The following is an 18,846-nucleotide window of genomic DNA, read 5'->3' as shown; positions in this document are numbered from 1 at the left end:
ACATGACCAGACCCTTGCCCGAGGTGCATCAGAACACCTGGGAATTCCTGCGCGACCCGATGATCGCGCCCACCGGTTTCCGCGAATACGATGCCCGCTGGAAATACCCCGACGACATCAACTTGCCCGGCATGACCGCGCTGGGGCTGGGCCTGGGCACCCAGATCCGCGCCCGCGGGATCGAGCCGGTGATCGCGGTCGGCAACGACTATCGCGACTATTCGCTGGCGATCAAACAGGCGCTGATCCTCGGGCTGATCGAGGCCGGCATCCGCGTCAAGGACATCGGACCGGCACTGTCTCCGATGGCCTATTTCGCCCAGTTCCATCTCGACGTGCCTGCTGTGGCGATGGTCACCGCCAGCCACAACCCCAATGGCTGGACCGGGGTGAAGATGGGGTTCGAACGCCCGCTGACCCATGGCCCGGACGAAATGGCCGAACTGCGCGACATCGTCCTGCAGGGCCGGGGCCGGCCCCATCCCGGCGGCGGCTACGAATTCGTCCCCGGCCTGCGCGAGGCCTACCTGGACGATCTCGCCGGCGATTTCCGCATGACCCGCCCGCTCAAGGTAGTCTGCGCCACCGGCAACGGCACCGCGGGCGCCTTTGCTCCCGAGCTGCTCGAACGGATCGGGGTAACGGTGGTGCCGTCGCATAACCGGCTCGATTACGGGTTTCCGAACTACAACCCGAACCCCGAAGCGATGGAAATGCTGCATGACATGGCCGCCAGCGTCAAAGCCAGCGGCGCCGACCTGGCGCTGGGCTTCGACGGCGATGGCGACCGTTGCGGCGTCGTGGACGATGAGGGCGAAGAGATTTTTGCCGACAAGGTCGGCGTGATCATGGCCCGCGATCTGGGTCGGCTCTATCCGGGGTCGACTTTCGTGGCCGATGTGAAATCCACCGGGCTGTTCGCATCGGACCCGGCGCTGAAGGAAAACGGCATCAAGGCGGATTACTGGAAAACCGGCCACAGCTACATGAAGCGCCGGGTCAAGGAAATCGGCGCGCTGGCCGGGTTCGAGAAATCGGGCCACTACTTCCTCGCTGAGCCGATCGGGCGTGGCTATGATTGCGGGATGCGGGTCGCGGTCGAAATCTGCAAGCTGATGGACCGCAACCCCGGCCAGTCCATGTCCGACCTGCGCCGCGCCCTGCCGCGCACCTGGTCGACCCCCACCATGTCGCCCCATTGCGCCGATACCGAGAAATACGCCGTCCTCGACAGGATCGTGGACAGGCTGTCGGCGATGGCCACGGATGGCGGCACGCTGGCCGGCCGGCCGATCGCGCAGGTGATCACCGTGAACGGCGCCCGCGTCATCCTCGACAATGGCGCATGGGGCCTGGTGCGCGCCTCCTCCAACACCCCGAACCTGGTGGTGGTCTGCGAAAGCCCCGAAAGCGAGACAGAGATGCGCGCCATCTTTGCCGATCTCGACGCGGTGATCCGGACCGAACCCGCGGTGGGCGACTACGACCAGACGATCTGAGCGGGGCGCGCGCGCCTTCCTCTTGCCGAAAATATCCCCGCCGGAGGCTCCGGCGGCCGGGGCCAGCGCGACGGCGGCGCGCCGGGCGCCGCGCAAACCCTTTGCGCCCAAGGCCCGTCCCCCCTATATGGCGGACGATGAGCACGAACCCGCCCGACCTGCGCCCCGACCTCGCCCCCGCCGCCCGCGTCTCCGACAGGCCGCGCCGGGGCCAGCCCACCATCGGCATGGTCAGCCTCGGCTGCCCCAAGGCGCTGGTCGACAGCGAACGCATCCTGACCCGGCTGCGCGCCGAAGGCTACGGGATCTCGCCCGATTACGCCGGGGCCGACGCGGTGATCGTGAACACCTGCGGCTTTCTCGACAGCGCCAAGGCCGAGAGCCTCGATGCCATCGGAGAGGCGCTGACCGAGAACGGCAAGGTGATCGTGACCGGGTGCTTGGGCGCCGAACCCGATTACATCCGCACCCATCACCCGCGCATTCTCGCCGTGACCGGCCCGCACCAGTATGAACAGGTGCTCGATGCCGTGCATGGCGCGGTGCCGCCCGACCCGGACCCGTTCGTCGACCTTCTGCCGGCCTCGGGCGTCCGGCTGACCCCGCGCCATTTCAGCTATCTGAAGATCTCGGAGGGCTGCAATCACAAGTGCCGGTTCTGCATCATCCCGGCGATGCGCGGAAAACTGGCCAGCCGCCCCGCCCACGCGGTGTTGCGCGAGGCGGAAAAGCTGGTTGAAAGCGGCGTGCGCGAACTCCTGGTGATCAGCCAGGACACATCGGCCTACGGGCTGGACCGCAAACACGACCTGCACCCCTGGAAGGGCGGCGAAATCCGCAGCCACATCACCGACCTGTCCCGCGAACTGGGGCGGCTGGGGGCCTGGGTGCGGCTGCATTATGTCTACCCCTACCCCCATGTCCGCAACCTGATCCCGTTGATGGCCGACCCCGACAACAGGTTGCTGCCCTATCTCGACATTCCGTTCCAGCACGCGCATCCCGATACGCTGAAACGCATGGCCCGCCCGGCGGCGGCGGCGAAAACGCTGGACGAGATCGCCGCCTGGCGCGCCACCTGCCCCGACCTGACCCTGCGCTCGACCTTCATCGTCGGCTATCCCGGCGAAACCGAGGCGGAGTTCCAGACCCTGCTGGACTGGCTGGACGAGGCGCAGCTGGACCGGGTCGGCTGTTTCAAATACGAAAACGTGGACGGCGCGCGGTCGAACACGCTGCCCGATCATGTGCCCGATGAGGTCAAACAGGACCGGTGGGACCGTTTCATGGCCAAGGCCCAGGACATCTCGGCGGCGAAGCTGGCGGCCAGGGTGGGCACCACCTGTCAGGCGATCGTCGACGAGGTGGACGCCGACGCCGCCACCTGCCGCACCATGGCCGATGCGCCCGAGATCGACGGCAACCTGTTCATCGACGACGGCCACGAGACGCTGAAACCCGGCGATATCGTCACCGTCGAGGTGGACGAGGCCGGCGATTACGACCTGTGGGGCCGGATCGTCTGAACCTCAGCCCGCCACCGCGGTCTCCACCGCCGACACCACGCCGGCCACGGTGTCGCGCAACAGCGTCTCATCCTCGCATTCGGCCATCACCCGGATCAGCGGTTCGGTGCCCGATTTGCGGATCAGCAGCCGCCCCTGCCCCTGCAGCGCGGCCTCGGCGCCCGCGATCGCGTCGCGCACGGGCGGCATCTCCAGCGGCGTCTGCCCGGCGGTGTAGCGCACGTTCTGCAACAGTTGCGGCACCGGGTCGAACCGGTGGCACAACTCGCTGGCCCGCTGCCCCGCGCGCTGCATCTCGGCCAGCACATGCAGGCCGGCCATCAGCCCGTCGCCGGTGGTGGCGTGGTCGGTCATCACGATATGGCCCGATTGCTCGCCGCCCAGGTTGAACCCGCCCTCGCGCATCCGTTCGACGACATAGCGGTCGCCCACCGCCGTGCGTTCCAGCCGCAGCCCCTGCCCCTGCAGGTGCCGCTCCAGGCCGAGATTGGACATCACGGTCGCCACCAGCGCACCGCCGGTCAGGGTGCCGGTTGCCGCCATCCGCGCCGCCAGCAGCGCCAGGATCTGGTCGCCATCGGCCACCTTGCCGGTCTCGTCGATCACCACGACCCGGTCCGCGTCCCCGTCGAGCGCGATCCCCGCATCCGCGCCATGGGCCACGACCGCCGCCGCCGCCGCGTCGGGATGGGTCGATCCGCAGCCCTGGTTGATGTTGTGCCCGTCCGGCGACGCGCCGATCGCGATCACCTCGGCGCCCAGTTCCCACAGCACCTCCGGCGCGGTGCGATGGGCGGCGCCGTTGGCGCAATCCAGCACCACCTTCAGCCCGTCCAGCCGCAGGTCGCGCGGCAGCGATGCCTTGACCCGTTCGCCATAGCGGAACCGCGCGTCGTCGATCCGTTTCGCCCGGCCGATATGCTTGGCCTGCGCCGGGTCCACGCCGCTGGCCACCAGCGCCTCGATCTCGGCCTCGGCCTCGTCCGACAGCTTGAACCCGTCAGGGCCGAAGAACTTGATGCCATTGTCCTGCGCCGGGTTGTGGCTGGCCGAGATCATCACGCCCAGATCGGCGCGCATGGTCCGCGTCATCATGCCCACGGCGGGGGTCGGCACCGGGCCGAGCAACAGCACGTTCATCCCGGTCGAGGTCAGCCCCGCGGTCAGCGCGTTTTCGAACATGTAGCCCGACAGCCGGGTGTCCTTGCCGATCACCACGCGGTGGACCCCGCCGGCCTCGCGCCGGAAATAGCGGCCGACGGCGGCGCCGAGCCGCAGCGCCATGTCGGCGGTCATCGGCGGCGTGTTGGCGGTGCCGCGCACCCCGTCGGTCCCAAAGAGTTTACGCATCTGTTCTCCCGTCCCTTGCCGCCCGCCACAGACGCAACGCCTGCGCGGTTTCGGCCACGTCATGCACCCGAATCATTTGCACGCCCTGCGCCAGAGCCGCAAGCCCAACCGCGATCGACCCCGGCGCGCGGGCCCGCGGGTCCGGGGCGCCACCGATATCGCCGATGAACCGCTTGCGCGACACGCCCAGCAGGATGCCGCAGCCGAGCCCGTGAAACAGCGCCAGCCCCGCCAGCAGCGCCAGATTATGCGCCCTGGTCTTGCCGAACCCGACGCCGGGATCGATCAGGATACGTTCACGCGGGATCCCCTGGCGGTCCAGCGCGGCGATGCGCCCGGCAAGATAGTCGTAGACATCCAGCAGCACGTCCTCATAGACGGGCGCGTCCTGCATCGTGGCCGGATCGCCCTGTGCGTGCATCACGCAGACCGGAACCCCGCGCGACGCGCAGAGCGGCGCGAGGTCGGGATCGTGGGTCAGGCCCGCCACGTCGTTGACCAGCCCCGCACCGGCATCGAGCGCGGCCTCGGCCACCGCCGCCTTGCGCGTGTCGATCGAGACCGGCACCGCGCTTTGATCGCGCAGCGCGGCGATCACCGGCGCGGTGCGGCGGATCTCCTCTGCCTCGGGCACGGTCACGGCGCCTGGCCGGGTGGATTCACCGCCCACGTCGATCATGTCGGCCCCGGCCCCCACCATCGCGGTCGCCGCCGCCCGCGCCGCATCGGGCGCCAGGTGCTGTCCGCCATCCGAAAAACTGTCCGGCGTCGTGTTCAGGATGCCCATGATCCGGGGCCGGGACAGATCGAGCCCCGCAACCGGCGCGCGCGGCGCAACCAGGCGGTCCAGAACCGGCGCGGGAATGTCGCCGGCGGCCACGACGCGGGGCGGCGCATCGCGCGACAGCATCTCGGCATGGGTGAACCAGAGCGGCCCGCCCGCAAGCGGGCGCGCCGTATCGGGGCGCGCCGCGCTATGCTGCGGCAAGGGGCGGAAATACGGGCTCACAGCGTGGTGCGGTCGGCGGGAACACCCCGCAGCGGCACCTGCGCGGCGGCGGCATCTGCCGGCAGGTCGGCCCCGATCACCAGCATCTCGCCGGCCTCGAACTGCCCCGCGAACCAAGCCGCCAGCGCCACCGCGTCGGACGGGTGCGCCGATGGCCCGTCGACCGCGTCCAGCACGATCTTGGACGGCGCCCAGACGCTGATCTGACCGTTCTTCATGGCCCAGTCCAGTTCGGTCCGGGTCGATACCACCACGCAGCGGGGATCGCGCGCCGCCAGCACCCAGGCGTTCTGTTCGATGGCCAGCAGGTCGATGCGGCGCTGGGTCAGGGCATGTCCCGATCGTGGCGCCGGCTGATCGGGCGCGCCCACGCACAGGATCAGCGGCCGCGCACGGGCCTGCAACTGGTCGATCCATCCCGGCAGATGCGGCGCGGCGATGGCCGCGTTCGAGAGATAGACCAGCCGCGGATGGGGGCGGTCGTCATCCACCGGCGCGCCGGGATGTTCGCTGACCTGCCCGCGCGTGCGCACGATCTCCACCCCCAGCGCACCGGGGCCGCGGTCGAGTTTCTCGATGCGGACAAAGGCCCGCACCGCCTGCGGTTCCGACAGGATCCGTTCGGCGATGCGCTCGGCCAGCGTTTCCAGCAGGTTCAGGCGCTCGGCGGCCAGTTCATGGGCGATCGCCTCGGTCACCCGGTCGTAGGACAGAATGCGATCCACGTCGTCGTCGATGGGGTCGAGGACCGGCTCGACCTCGACGACGATGTTGAAACAGACCCGCTGGGTGGTGCCGCGCTCGGCCTGAAAGGCGCCGATCTCGACCTCGACGATATGATCGCGCAGCGAAATCCGGTCGAGCGGACCGCGCGGCGCGGTTGCATGGGACCGTTCGGACGGGTGCGCAAAGGCTAGGCGGATCTCGGTGCTCATGTCCCCGTGTTCCTGGGCATCGGTGCCGCGCCATCCAGCGCGTGCCGCCCTTGTAACAGGCCCGGCCCCACCGTGCCACAGGTCATGGAATGCAGCGGCCGGATCGGGCGGAACCGCCGCCCGGGCGCCGGTTCATGCGCGGCCGGTGGCCACGGGGTCAGTGGCGATAGAACATGTGCACGCCGATCTGGGCGGTGCGGGTGAATGTCCGCGACCAGCGCGGACGAACCGCTGAGGTGTGATAATGCGTCGCCCCGGCGGTCAGATCCTCGACGGCACCGTCGATCACCGCGCGCGCGACCTTGGCCACGCGTTCGAACGCCTTCTTTTCGCGGATCACTTCCTTGTGCCCGTCACAGGTATAGGTGAACTGGCACTGGAATTTCTTGCCGGTGCCCTGGCGGATCACGCCGCAGAGCGAATTCGGATAGCTGTTCGACGCCACCCGGTTCATGATCACCTCGGCCACCGCGAACTGGCCCTTCACGGTTTCGCCGCGCGCCTCGAAATAGAGCGCCTCGGACAGGCATTTCCAGTTGTCGTCACCGGCGGCCCTGGGCTGGGCATCCAGCCATGCGGTCGAATAGGTGACCGGGCCGGGGGCCGGTGCCGGCGCTTCCTGCGCCCCGCCGCCCAGCAGCGCGCGCAGCGGATTGGTCTCGCGGCGCGTCACCGCGCCGGTTTCGTCCACGGTGACCGCCTCGGCCACCGGGTTGGACCGGATCACCTTGCGTTCGACCCTGGGCTGAATCCCATCGCGTCCAACGCGGTCCTCGCGTGTGGTTTCCGCAGTCGTGGTTACAGGCAGTGCGGCAGCACAAATCAGCGCGAAGGCGCCCAAAAATCGTCTCATCATGTTCCCAATCCCCAGGTCCGGACCAGCTCGGCGCCGAACTCCCCCCGGTGCACGGCGCCGGGGTCGGTTATCCCACGGGCCCCAAAAGGTCCACCCGAGGGCCGGAACCCGGCGGGAAACGGCAGGAAATTGCCTGAAAATTCAGGGGGAAAGGTCCGAAGCGGCCCCGAATCTCTCTAGATATTGGGGCTGTCGGCCGAGCTGTCGCCGATCTTGTGGCGGATGGCCAGCTGTGCGGCAGCCAGTCGCGCCACCGGCACCCGGAATGGAGAACAGGAGACATAGTCGAACCCGGCGGCCCGGCAGAACGCGATCGATTCGGGGTTTCCGCCATGTTCGCCGCAGACGGACAGGGTGATTCCCGGATGCGCGCCGCGGCCGCGTTCGACGCCGAGCCGCAGCAGCTCGCCCACCCCGTCCGTGTCGAGAACGTGGAACGGATCCTCGGGGAACACGCCTTTCTGGACATAGGCCGACATGAACCGCCCGGCATCGTCGCGCGACAGCCCATAGGTCATCTGGGTCAGGTCGTTGGTGCCGAAGGACAGGAACGCGCAATGCGGCGCGATCTCGGCGGCGCGCAACGCGGCGCGGGGGGTTTCGACCATCACCCCCAGCCGATAATCGAAATCGCGGCCCGCCTCGGCGCGCACGGCGACGGCCACCGCGTCGATCCGGGCCTTGACCAGTTCCACCTCGCGGCGGGCCGAAACGAGCGGGATCATGATTTCGGGCACCACCGAGGCCCCGTCGCGACTGGCCTCGATCGCCGCCTCGAAAATGGCGCGGGCCTGCATGTCGTAGATCTCGGGCACGGTCACGCCCAGTCGCACCCCGCGCATCCCCAGCATCGGGTTGTATTCCACCATCGCGTCGGCCCGGCGGGTGACATCGGACACCGGCAGGTTCAGCGCATCCGCCAGGTCGCGCTGGCCCGCCCGGTTGGTGGGCAGGAACTCGTGCAGCGGCGGGTCGAACAGGCGGATGCAGACCGGCTGGCCCTCCATGATGCGGAACAGCTGCACGAAGTCGGCGCGCTGCATCGGCAGCAGCCGTTCCAGCACCGCCGCCCGGCCCGCGGGCGTCTGGGCAAAGATCATCTCGCGCATCACCGTGAGCCGCCCGGTTTCAAAGAACATGTGCTCGGTCCGGCACAGCCCGATCCCCTGGGCGTCGAAATTGCGCGCGGTCTGCGCGTCCGCCGGCGTGTCGGCATTGGCGCGGATGCCGATGTCGCGTTCGGCGTCGGCCCAGCCCATCAGGGTGCGGAAACTGTCGTCCAGCGCCGCCTCGAGCATCGCCGGCTCGCCCGCCAGCACCTGCCCGGACGTTCCGTCGATGGTGACCAGATCGCCTTCGCGCAGGATGCGCCCGTCCGGTGCGGTGATCTGTTTCTTGCGGGTCTGGAACCGCAGGTCCGACACGCCGACGATGCAGGGCAGCCCCAGCCCCCTGCCGATCACCGCCGCGTGGCTGGTCATGCCGCCCTTTTCGGTCAGCACCGCGGCGGCGGCATGCATCCCGCGCACATCCTCGGGCGAGGTTTCGCGGCGCACCAGCACGCAGGCCTCGCCGCGCGCGGCGCTGGCCTGCGCATCGGCCGAGGTAAACACGATCCGCCCGGTGGCAGCGCCGGGGCTGGCGGCGATGCCGGTGGCCAGCAGGTCGCGTTCCGCCTCGGGGTCGACCTGCCGGTGCAGCAACTCGTTCAGCCCGTGCGGCTCGACGCGCAGCAGCGCCTCCTGCCGGGGGATGATGCCCTCTTCGGCCAGGCGCACCGCGATCTTGACCGCTGCGCGCGGCGAGCGTGGCACCCGCATCCCGTCGAGGATATGCACCTGGCCGTTGGCAATGACGAACTCGACCTGCATCTCGGCGCGCAGCTGCCGCCGCATCAGCGCCGCATGGTCGCGCAGCGCCCCGAAGGCCTCGGGCGCGACATCCTGCAACGCGGTCCCGCGGCTGTCAGACGCCAGATAGAGCGATCCCGAGCCATCGCCCAGCGCCTCGCGGCCCTGGCTCTGACGCAGGTAGCGCCCGGTGACCTGCTTGTCACCGGTCACCGTGTTGACCAGCTGGATCACGCCCGATCCGCATTCGCCCGGCCCGACGCCGGGGATCATCTCCTGCACGACGAGGCCCAGCCCGGCCTCGGCGGGCGCGCCCTTGGCCTGGCGCAGCAGCCGCGCCGAGGTGCCGTCCCAGGCCCGCGCCATCGACCGCAGCACACCGGCGAGCTGTTCGCCGCGATCCTGCGGGAACGGTTCGTCCGCCTCGTCCTCGTAGGCATCCAGCGCCGCGGCCAGCGCCTCGGGGCCGGTCCCGTCGATATGTTCGAATTCATCCGGGTCGAGCCGCGCCACATGGGTCGCATAGGATTGCACGAAGCGCAGGTAGAGCGCGGTGGCCGCCGCCGGGCCGAGACTGTCGCTCAGCGCCGCATGGGCGCCGTCGGACATGCCGATGCTCATCACCGCGCCGGGGCCGCCCCAGTCGGGATCTTCCGATGACGGGCGCACGCATAGCAGCGCGCGGTCGTCGAACTGGCCCAGGATGGCCGAGAGGTCGGGCATCCCACCCGCGGCGATCGCCTTGACCGTGTCGAAACACAGCGCCACCGTGCGCGGCACCGGCAGGTCCAGCCGCACCAGCCGCTGGAGGCATTTGGCCCGCCCGCCATGGGTGGTGGTGGCCACCGGCGCGGTGGCGGTGATCAGCGTGACATTCGGATCATTCTGCACTGCGGCATCCTTTGGGTTGCCGTGCAGCATAAGCGCGAATTGCGCCCGTGCAAGCGTCGGAGCAAGTATCGGGGCAAGTATCGGGGCAGCTATCCCGGCGCGCGGCGGCCACCCGCGCCCTACTCGATGCGGGTCAGATCGGCCACCTGCGCACAGGTCGCGCGAATCCGGTGCAGCAACCTCAGCCGGTTGCGGCGCACCTCATCGTTGTCGGACATGACCTGCACATCCTTGAAAAACGCGTCGATCGGTGCGCGCAGCGCGGCCATGGCGGCCATCGCGGCGGGGAAGTCCTCGGCTTCCAGCGCGGGCGCGATCCGGGCCTCGGCCTCGTCCAGCGCCGCGAACAGCGCGGTTTCGCTGTCGGTTTCGGCCAGTTTCACATCCGCGCCAAGCGAGTAGTCGTCCCCATACTTTTCTTTTGCCTGGTTGAGGAGGTTGGTGCGTTTGAACCCCTGCACCAGGTTTTCCCCGTCCTCGGTGCCCAGCACCGCCTGCAACGCGCGGGCGCGTTTGACCAGCAGGTTCAGATCGTCGCTACCCGGCATCGAGATGCAGGCGTCGATGATGTCATGGCGGATGCCTTCGTCGCGGAGGAAGACCTTGAGGCGGTCGTGGAGGAAGGCGAGGAGATGTCGTCCTATTCCACGAGCGTTATTCAACTGGTCGTAGATCACCCGCCCGGCGGCAAGGATCTCGTCCCTCCGCGCCTCTCGATCAATTTGCAGCAGAGCGGCAAGTCTCTCCATCAGTTCTTGGTTCGGCGCAGAGAAACTGCCGCTTTCGTCAAGCCTCAGAATGTCAGAATATTCAACGAGTATTCTGTTCAACTCATGCACATGGCTTTCATCATACCCCAGAAAAACGGCAATGCGAGCAGTCAACCAACCCAATAGCGGTAGCTTTAGATCATTCTCCAGCACCAACCGAATGACCCCCAGCGCGGCGCGGCGCAGGGCGAAGGGGTCCTTGCTCCCGGTGGGTTTCTCGTCGATGGCCCAGAACCCGGTCAGCGTATCGAGCTTGTCGGCCAGAGCCACGGCCACCGAAACCGGCGCCGTGGGCACGGTATCGGAGGGGCCGAGCGGCGAATAGTGATCCTGCGCGGCGGCGGCGACCTCGGCCGGGTGGCCGGCATGGCCGGCATAATACCGGCCCATCAGCCCCTGCAATTCGGGGAATTCATAGACCATTTCGCTGCTCAGGTCGGCCTTGGCCCAGCGCGCGGCGCGCTCGGCCATGTCGGGATCGGCGCCGCAGGCGGGGGCCAGTTCCCGCGCCAGCGCGGCGATGCGGCGGATGCGGTCGCCCTGGCTGCCCAACCTGTTGTGGAAGGTCACGTTTTCCAGCGCGTCGAGCCAGGCCTGGCCGCCCGTCCCGGCCACGCGGAGATCGTTTTCCCAGAAGAATTTCGCATCCGACAGCCGCGCGAACAGCACCTTGCGGTTCCCCGACAGGATGGTCGCGCCATTGTCGGCGGTTTCGCGGTTGGCGACGGTGATGAATTTCTCGATCCGCCCGGTTTTCGGGTTGCGCAGGGAAAAGAACTTCTGGTGTTCGCGCATCGAGGTCTGCAGCACCTCGGGCGGCAGCGACAGGAAATCTTCGGCAATGTCGCCCATCAGCACGACCGGCCATTCCACCAGCCCGGCCACCTCGGCCAGCAGCCCGGCATCCTCGACCAGTTCCATGCCCGCGGCAAAGGCGAGGTTCCCGGCCTCGGCGCGGATCTGTTCGGCGCGGGTCTCGGATGACAGGATCACCCTGGCCGCGCGCAGCCTGGTCTCGTAATCCTCGAACGAGGTGACGGAAAACCGCCCCGGCGCCATGAAACGATGGCCTTCGGTGCTGTCGCCCGCCGCGATGCCCCCGACCTCCATCGGCACGACGCGGGCGCCGCTTTCATCGGTCAGGATGCACAGGATCGATTGCAGCGGCCGCACCCAGCGCAGGCTGCCGTCGCCCCAGCGCATCGATTTGGGCCAGGGAAAGCCGCGGATCACGGTTTCGAGCACCTCGGCCACGATCTGTTCGGCCGCGTGCCCCGGTTTTTCGACCGTGGCGAACCAGACCGCGCCCTTGGGGGTGTCGCGTTGTTCCAGCGCCTCGCGCGGGATGCCGGCGCCGCGCAGGAACCCGTCGACGGCCTTGTCAGGTGCGCCGACCCGGGGGCCTTTGCGCTCTTCGCGGATGGTCGGGCTTTCGGTGGGCAGCCCCTGCACCGTCAGCGTCAGGCGGCGGGGCGTGGCAAAGGCGGCGGCCCCCGCATAGGTCAGACCTGCCTCGACCAGCCCGTCGGTCATGCGCTTCTTCAGGTCCTCGCCGGCGCGCGCCTGCATGCGGGCGGGGATCTCTTCGGAAAAGAGTTCGATCAGCAGATCGGGCATCGCGGCCACCTTCAGAAATTGACGTTGGCCTGTATGACGATGGTGTTGGCGAGGTCAACCGGGAATGCGGCCGGCGCCACTGAGCGAAATGGGCGAACAGGACGAACCGCGCGAACCAGGCGCGGGGCGTTGTCCGGTTTGTGGCGCTATCCGGCGTTTCCCGATTGACACCGCCGGGGCGGGCCTGAATATAGCAACCAACGTCAGGGGAGTCCCGCCAAGGGGACTGAGAGGCTGACAGGGGGAAACCCCGGTGACGCGACCCTTTGAACCTGACCCAGTTGATGCTGGCGTAGGAAGACCGAAGGGTATCCCCGCGAACCTCTGTATGGCGAGGGCGGTCCTTTCGGACCGCAGGCAATCGTCGGCGCATGTCGCGCCGGGGTTGATCCGGTCCCTTTCTGCCAAGGCTGTCCCCTGGGTCTCATCGCGAGAGGAGACCGACATGAAAGACACGATCCCCACCATCACCACGGGCGCCCTGCCCGCGTCGCGCAAGACCTATGTCACCGGCGAAACCCATGACATCCGGGTGCCGATGCGCGAAATCGTGGTGACCGGCGAAGCGCCGCTCAGCCTCTATGACAGTTCCGGTCCCTATACCGATCCCGCCGCGCGGATCGACATCGCCACCGGCCTGCCCGAGGTGCGTGGCGGCTGGCTGCAGCAGCGCGGCGATGTCGAGACATATGACGGCCGCAGCATCACGGATGCGGATAACGGGTTTGCGTCGGGCGACCGGCTGACGCCGGCCTTTCCGGTTCAGCCCGCGCCGCTGCGGGCCGTGGGCGACCGGGCGGTGACCCAGCTCGCCTATGCCCGGGCCGGCATCGTCACCCCCGAGATGGAGTTTGTCGCGATCCGCGAAAACGAGGGAAGGATGGCCGCCCATGACCGCGACGGCGACGCCCACGGCGCCGAACTGCCCGACCTGGTGACGCCGGAATTCGTGCGCGCCGAGATAGCGGCGGGCCGCGCGATCATCCCCGCCAACATCAACCACCGCGAGCTGGAGCCGATGATCATCGGGCGCAATTTCAAGGTAAAGATCAACGCCAATATCGGCAACTCCGCCGTCACCTCGTCGATGGAGGAGGAGGTCGAGAAAATGGTCTGGGCGATCCGCTGGGGCGCGGACACGGTGATGGACCTGTCGACCGGGCGCAACATCCACAACATCCGCGACTGGATCATCCGCAACGCGCCGGTGCCGATCGGGACCGTGCCGCTCTACCAGGCGCTGGAAAAGGTCGGCGGCATTGCCGAAGACCTGACATGGGAGGTGTTCCGCGACACGCTGATCGAACAGGCCGAACAGGGGGTGGATTACTTTACCATCCATGCGGGCGTGCGGCTGCACATGATCCCGATGACCGCGAAACGGGTCACCGGCATCGTGTCGCGCGGCGGGTCGATCATGGCGAAATGGTGCCTGCATCATCACCGCGAGAGCTTTCTCTACGAGCATTTCGAGGAAATCTGCGACATCTGCCGCCGCTACGACGTGTCGTTCTCGCTGGGGGACGGGCTGCGCCCCGGATCGATCGCCGACGCCAATGACGAGGCGCAGTTCGCCGAATTGCGCACGCTGGGCGAGCTGACCCGCATCGCCTGGGCAAAGGACTGCCAGGTGATGATCGAAGGCCCCGGCCATGTGCCGATGCACAAGATCAAGGCCAACATGGACGAGCAGCTGAAACATTGCCACGAGGCGCCCTTCTATACGCTCGGGCCGCTCACGACCGACATCGCGCCGGGCTATGACCACATCACATCCGCCATCGGGGCGGCGATGATCGGCTGGTTCGGCACCGCGATGCTCTGCTACGTCACCCCCAAGGAACATCTGGGCCTGCCCGACCGCGACGACGTCAAGACCGGCGTGATCACCTACAAGCTGGCCGCCCATGCCGCCGATCTGGCCAAGGGACATCCGGGCGCCCGGCGGCGCGACGACGCGATCAGCCGGGCGCGGTTCGAGTTTCGATGGGAAGACCAGTTCAACCTCGGTCTCGACCCGGATACGGCACGCGAGATGCATGACGAAACCATGCCGAAAGAGGCCCACAAGGTGGCGCATTTCTGTTCGATGTGCGGGCCGAAATTCTGTTCGATGCGGATTTCCCACGACATCCGCGCCGAGGCCGAAAAGCAGAAGGGCATGGAGGCGATGGCGGCGAAGTTCCGCGAGGGCGGCGAACTCTATGTGCCGGCGAACGAGCCTGCGGAATGATGTTCTCGGTTCTCGGGGCCGGCGTGGCGGGGCTCTGCGCCGCGACCGCGCTGGCCGAACGCGGCTGCCGGGTCGAGGTGATCGACCCCGACCCGGCGCCGACGGGGGCCTCGTGGTATGCGGGCGGGATGCTCGCGCCGTTCTGCGAAGGCGAGGCCGCGCCGGACGGGATCGTCACGCGCGGCCAGGCCGCGCGCGACTGGTGGGCGGCGCGGGTGCCCGGTGTCCTGCAGCAGGGCACGCTGGTCGTCGCCCCGCCGCGCGACCGGGTCGAACTGGACCGTTTCGCATGCGCCACGCGGGGCCATGACCGGGTTGTTCCGGGTGAGATCGAGCCCGACCTGGGCGGGCGGTTCGCGGTGGGGCTGCACTTTGCGCAGGAGGCGCATCTCGATCCGCGCGCGGCCTGTTCCGCGCTCATCGCGCGATTGCGCGGGATGGGCGTCGAATTGCATTTCGGTGCCCAGCGGCGACCGCGCGGCCAGATTGTCGATTGCCGCGGCTGGGCGGCGCGGGCCGACCTGCCGGGATTGCGCGCGGTGCGCGGTGAAATGCTGATGATCGAAACCCGGGAGGTTGCGCTGTCGCGTCCCGTCCGGCTGCTGCATCCGCGTTTTCCCTGCTATGTCGTGCCGCGCGGCGACGGGCGGTTCATGGTCGGCGCGACGATGATCGAAAGCGAGGATGACGGCCCGATCACGGCGCGCACGGTCATGGAGCTGCTATCCGCCGCCTATACCGTGCATCCGGCCTTTGGCGAGGCGCGGCTGATCGAGACGGGCGCCGGGCTGCGGCCCGCATTTGCCGACAATGTGCCCGCGGTCGTCGCACGCGGCGACCGCATTCATGTGAACGGCCTCTACCGGCACGGGTTCCTGATGGGTCCCGCGCTGGCCGAGGAACTGGCGGCGATGGTGTTTCAGGAGCAACGACATGCGGGTTGACGTGAACGGCAGGACAGAATCGGTGCGCGGAGGAACGCTGGCCGATCTGATCGACGAACTGGGCTTTGACGCCGACAGCGTGGCGACGGCGCTCGACGGGGTGTTCGTGCCCCGTGCCGACCGCGCCGCGATCCCGATGCGGGACGGCGCGAAGGTCGAGGTCCTGTCGCCGATGCAGGGAGGCTGAGCGATGTTCTACGGCGTCGACCTGAACTGCCGGCTGATGCTGGGCACGGCGCAATACCCGTCGCCGCAGGTGTTGCGCGACGCGATTTCCGCCTCGCAGACCGAGGTCATCACCGTGTCGCTGCGCCGCGAAGGGCATGGCGGAGAGGCGTTTCGGGAAATCCTGAAAGACAGCGGGTGCCGCATCCTGCCCAACACCGCCGGCTGCCACACGGTGCGCGAGGCGGTGACCACGGCGCAGATGGCGCGCGAGTTGTTCGGCACGGCCTGGATCAAGCTCGAGGTGATCGGCCATGCCGACACGCTGCAACCCGACCCGTTCGCGCTGGTCGAGGCCGCCCGCATCCTGACCGCGGACGGGTTCGAGGTCTTTCCCTATACGACCGAGGATCTGATCGTGGGAGAAAAGCTGATCGAGGCGGGGTGCCGGGTGCTGATGCCCTGGGGCGCGCCCATCGGCTCGGGGCAGGGTCTGCGCAATATCGGCGGGCTGCGGTCGCTGCGCGCCTATTTCCCCGACATCCCGCTGGTGATCGACGCCGGGATCGGCGCGCCGTCGCAGGCGGCGCAGGCGATGGAACTGGGGTTCGACGCGGTGCTGCTGAACACCGCCGTGGCCAGGGCGCTCGATCCCGTCGGCATGGCCCGCGCCTTCGGGCAGGCGGTGGCGGCGGGGCGGCTGGCCCATGATGCCGGGCTGATGCCCGAACGCGACATGGCGCAGGCCTCGACCCCGATCTTCGGCATGGCGGAACTGGCATGACCGCGCTCGATCCCTTCTATCTCATCGTCGGCCATGTGGGGCGGCTCGAACTGCTGGTTCCCCATGGCGTCAGGCTGGTGCAACTGCGGATCAAGGACCAGCCCGAGCAGGAAATCCGCCGCCAGGTCGCCCGCGCCCGCGATTTCTGCGCGGTTCACAAGGCGCAGCTGGTGGTGAACGACTACTGGGAAATCGCGCTCGATCTGCGCTGCAATTTCGTTCATCTCGGGCAGGAGGACATGGACGGGGCGGATTTCGCCGCGCTCAGGCGGGCGGGGATCCGGTTCGGCCTGTCCACCCATGACGACGCGGAACTGGACCGCGCCCTGGGCTGCGATCCGGCCTATGTCGCGCTGGGGCCGGTCTATCCGACATTGCTGAAACAGATGAAATGGGGGCCGCAGGGGCTCGACCGGGTGCGGGACTGGAAAACGCGGGCGGGCACCACGCCGCTGGTCGGCATCGGCGGTCTGACGCCCGCGCGCCTGCCCGATCTCTTTGCCGCTGGGGCCGACTGCGCCGCCGTCGTGACCGACATCCAGCAGGCGGACGATCCCGAGGCGCGGTGCCGCGAGTGGATCACCGCCACGCGGGCGCATCTGCGATGACCCGCTATGCCCGCCAGACCTGCCTGCCCGGGATCGGGCCCGGCGGGCAGGCCCGGCTCGCCGCCGCGCGCGTGCTGGTTGTCGGCGCGGGCGGGTTGGGTGCCGCGCTGCTGCCGCTGCTGGCGGGGGCGGGCGTCGGATACCTGCGCCTGATCGACCCGGACGTGGTCGAGGCGAGCAACCTCCACCGCCAGACGCTGTTTCGCATGTCCGATCTGGGCCGCGCCAAGGCCGAGGTCGCCGCCGAGACGCTGGCCGGGCTCAACCCCGATTGCGAAATCTCGCCATGTGTCGCCCGTCTCGACCCGGTTTCGGCACGCGGCGAACTGGCCGGCGCCGACCTGGTGATCGACGCCGCCGACAGTTTCGCGGTGACCTATGCGCTCTCGGATCTGTGCCACGCCGCCGCCAGGCCGCTGATCAGCGCGTCGGTGCTGGCGCGGCAAGGCTATGTCGGCGGGTTCTGCGGCGGCGCGCCGAGCCTGCGCGCGGTGTTTCCCGACCTGCCCGGCAGGCTGGGCAGCTGTGCGACCAACGGCGTGATGGGGCCGGTGGTGGCGACGCTGGGCGCGGTGCAGGCGCAGATGGCGCTGGCGGTGCTGCTGGATCACGACCCGTCGCCGCTGGGGCAGCTCCTGTCGATGGATCTGGCGACCTGGCGGCTGACCGGCTTTCGGTTCGATGGCGCGGCCGAGCCCGCGACACCGACACCGGCGATCCTGTCGCGGTCGCAAGTCGCCGCCGGCGATCTCGTGATCGACCTGCGCGAAAACCAGCTGCCGGCACCGGCACCGCGACCGGACCAGCGGGTGGTGTTCGTCTGTTCCACCGGGCTGCGGGCCTGGCGCGCGGCCAGGGCGCTCGGCGCCAGCGGGCACGCGGCCGTCGCCATCATCGGTGACGGGGCATGAGCGGCGCGGTCCTGTTCATCGGCGGCATGGATTCGAGCGGCGGCGCCGGGTTGCTGCGCGACTGCGCCGCCGCGGCGGAGGTGGCCGCCGAGGCACGGGTCGCCGTCACCGCGGTCACGGCGCAGGACGACCGGGCCGTGACCGCCATCCATCCGGTCCCGCCCGAAATGGTCACCGCCCAGATCACCGCCGCCGACGATGTCGCCGCGATCAAGATCGGGATGCTGTGCTCGGCCCGGATCGTCGATGCGGTCGCGGCCGCCCTGCCGCGTGCGCCGCGCGTGCTCGACCCGGTGCTGAAATCCAGTTCGGGGCGCGATCTGCTCGATGCCGAAGGGGTCGACCTGCTCGTCGAGCGCCTGTTGCCGGCCACCGACCTGCTCACCCCGAACCTGCCCGAACTCGCGGTGCTCGCACGCCATCTCGGGGTCGGCGCGGCGGATGAAACCGCCTGTATCGAGGCGCTGTTCGCACGCGGCTGCGGCGCGGTGCTGGTCAAGGGCGGCCATGCCGCACCGTCCCCGGTCAGCGAAGACAGGCTCTATGTCCCGGGCGCCCCGCCCGCCCGGTTCACGAGACCGCGCATCGGTGTCGCGGTGCGGGGAACCGGCTGTTTTCTGGCCAGCGCCATCGCGGCCCATCTGGCCCGCGGGTGCGACCTGTACGGGGCCACAGACGCCGCCAAGGCCCTGCTGCACGCCCGTTTCCTGCGGGTTGCGGCCGGGGCCGCCAGCCGCGACCATCAGGCGTTGCCGGTGCAATCGCACTGAACCGGCAACCGGCTTGATTCTGCGGCTTGCGGCGGTTCGTCGGACGCGCGAACCGGGCTGGCCCACGACACCCGCCGGTCGGAACGGTTTGCCGTTGATGTATCTGCATCACACCCATGGCGTCCGTT

15 protein-coding genes and 1 riboswitch are annotated in these 18,846 nt (G+C 68.8%); of the genes, 9 read left to right on the top strand and 6 right to left on the bottom strand.

Features of this window, described 5'->3' with window-relative positions; all coding sequences use genetic code 11:
- Positions 1–2 precede the first annotated feature (2 nt).
- Both C6Y53_RS14270 and rimO read left to right on the top strand, forming a co-directional pair.
- A complete protein-coding gene (locus C6Y53_RS14270; RefSeq protein WP_106473036.1) occupies positions 3–1,499 on the top strand; it encodes a phosphomannomutase/phosphoglucomutase in 1,497 nt (498 codons plus the stop codon).
- A 137-nt stretch (positions 1,500–1,636) separates the two neighbouring features.
- Positions 1,637–3,025 carry a 30S ribosomal protein S12 methylthiotransferase RimO gene (rimO, locus tag C6Y53_RS14265; RefSeq protein WP_106473035.1) on the top strand — a complete coding sequence of 463 codons (1,389 nt, stop codon included), beginning with the start codon at positions 1,637–1,639 and terminating at the stop codon, positions 3,023–3,025.
- 3 nt (positions 3,026–3,028) lie between these two features.
- Here the strand turns inward: rimO and glmM are convergent, their stop codons facing one another.
- The 6 genes from glmM to glyS all read right to left on the bottom strand — a co-directional run bounded on the left by glmM (position 3,029) and on the right by glyS (position 12,303).
- The gene (glmM, locus tag C6Y53_RS14260; protein ID WP_106473034.1) at positions 3,029–4,375 is read right to left on the bottom strand and encodes a phosphoglucosamine mutase; all 1,347 of its coding nucleotides are present in this window, start codon (positions 4,373–4,375) and stop codon (positions 3,029–3,031) included.
- Positions 4,368–5,384 carry a dihydropteroate synthase gene (gene folP, locus C6Y53_RS14255; RefSeq protein ID WP_106473033.1) on the bottom strand — a complete coding sequence of 339 codons (1,017 nt, stop codon included), beginning with the start codon at positions 5,382–5,384 and terminating at the stop codon, positions 4,368–4,370. Before folP ends, glmM begins: the two co-directional genes overlap by 8 nt.
- Positions 5,381–6,319 carry a dihydroneopterin aldolase gene (locus C6Y53_RS14250; RefSeq protein WP_106473032.1) on the bottom strand — a complete coding sequence of 313 codons (939 nt, stop codon included), beginning with the start codon at positions 6,317–6,319 and terminating at the stop codon, positions 5,381–5,383. The genes folP and C6Y53_RS14250 overlap by 4 nt, the downstream gene beginning before the upstream one ends.
- Positions 6,320–6,476: 157 nt before the next feature.
- Complete coding sequence (locus tag C6Y53_RS14245; RefSeq protein WP_244614845.1) at positions 6,477–7,175, bottom strand: cell wall hydrolase; 699 nt, start codon at positions 7,173–7,175, stop codon at positions 6,477–6,479.
- Positions 7,176–7,351: 176 nt separating this feature from the next.
- Positions 7,352–9,946, bottom strand: a complete 2,595-nt coding sequence (locus C6Y53_RS14240; protein WP_106473031.1) for a putative PEP-binding protein — start codon at positions 9,944–9,946, stop codon at positions 7,352–7,354.
- Between the two features lie 89 nt (positions 9,947–10,035).
- Positions 10,036–12,303: a glycine--tRNA ligase subunit beta gene (glyS, locus tag C6Y53_RS14235; RefSeq protein WP_106473030.1), complete on the bottom strand. Its 2,268-nt coding sequence runs from the start codon at positions 12,301–12,303 to the stop codon at positions 10,036–10,038.
- A gap of 195 nt (positions 12,304–12,498) precedes the next feature.
- A riboswitch (TPP riboswitch) is annotated at positions 12,499–12,619 on the top strand.
- Positions 12,620–12,748: 129 nt separating this feature from the next.
- Here glyS and thiC point away from each other — a divergent pair.
- Genes thiC through thiD form a run of 7 tightly spaced genes read left to right on the top strand, consistent with a single transcriptional unit; the run spans position 12,749 to position 18,718 of the window.
- A complete protein-coding gene (gene thiC, locus C6Y53_RS14230) occupies positions 12,749–14,536 on the top strand; it encodes a phosphomethylpyrimidine synthase ThiC (protein ID WP_106473029.1) in 1,788 nt (595 codons plus the stop codon).
- A complete protein-coding gene (locus tag C6Y53_RS14225) occupies positions 14,536–15,480 on the top strand; it encodes an FAD-dependent oxidoreductase (RefSeq protein WP_106474120.1) in 945 nt (314 codons plus the stop codon). The genes thiC and C6Y53_RS14225 overlap by 1 nt, the downstream gene beginning before the upstream one ends.
- Positions 15,470–15,667: a sulfur carrier protein ThiS gene (thiS, locus tag C6Y53_RS14220; RefSeq protein WP_106473028.1), complete on the top strand. Its 198-nt coding sequence runs from the start codon at positions 15,470–15,472 to the stop codon at positions 15,665–15,667. The genes C6Y53_RS14225 and thiS overlap by 11 nt, the downstream gene beginning before the upstream one ends.
- Before the next feature lie 3 nt (positions 15,668–15,670).
- Positions 15,671–16,429, top strand: a complete 759-nt coding sequence (locus tag C6Y53_RS14215; protein WP_106473027.1) for a thiazole synthase — start codon at positions 15,671–15,673, stop codon at positions 16,427–16,429.
- A complete protein-coding gene (locus C6Y53_RS14210; protein ID WP_106473026.1) occupies positions 16,426–17,037 on the top strand; it encodes a thiamine phosphate synthase in 612 nt (203 codons plus the stop codon). Before C6Y53_RS14215 ends, C6Y53_RS14210 begins: the two co-directional genes overlap by 4 nt.
- The gene (locus tag C6Y53_RS14205) at positions 17,034–17,948 is read left to right on the top strand and encodes a ThiF family adenylyltransferase (protein WP_106473025.1); all 915 of its coding nucleotides are present in this window, start codon (positions 17,034–17,036) and stop codon (positions 17,946–17,948) included. The genes C6Y53_RS14210 and C6Y53_RS14205 overlap by 4 nt, the downstream gene beginning before the upstream one ends.
- Complete coding sequence (thiD, locus tag C6Y53_RS14200) at positions 17,945–18,718, top strand: bifunctional hydroxymethylpyrimidine kinase/phosphomethylpyrimidine kinase (RefSeq protein WP_106473024.1); 774 nt, start codon at positions 17,945–17,947, stop codon at positions 18,716–18,718. Before C6Y53_RS14205 ends, thiD begins: the two co-directional genes overlap by 4 nt.
- The last annotated feature ends 128 nt before the right edge of the window (positions 18,719–18,846 follow it).

The sequence above is a fragment of the Pukyongiella litopenaei genome (assembly GCF_003008555.2).
Taxonomy (GTDB): domain Bacteria; phylum Pseudomonadota; class Alphaproteobacteria; order Rhodobacterales; family Rhodobacteraceae; genus Pukyongiella; species Pukyongiella litopenaei.
This window is presented reverse-complemented; position numbering and strand designations above follow the sequence as displayed.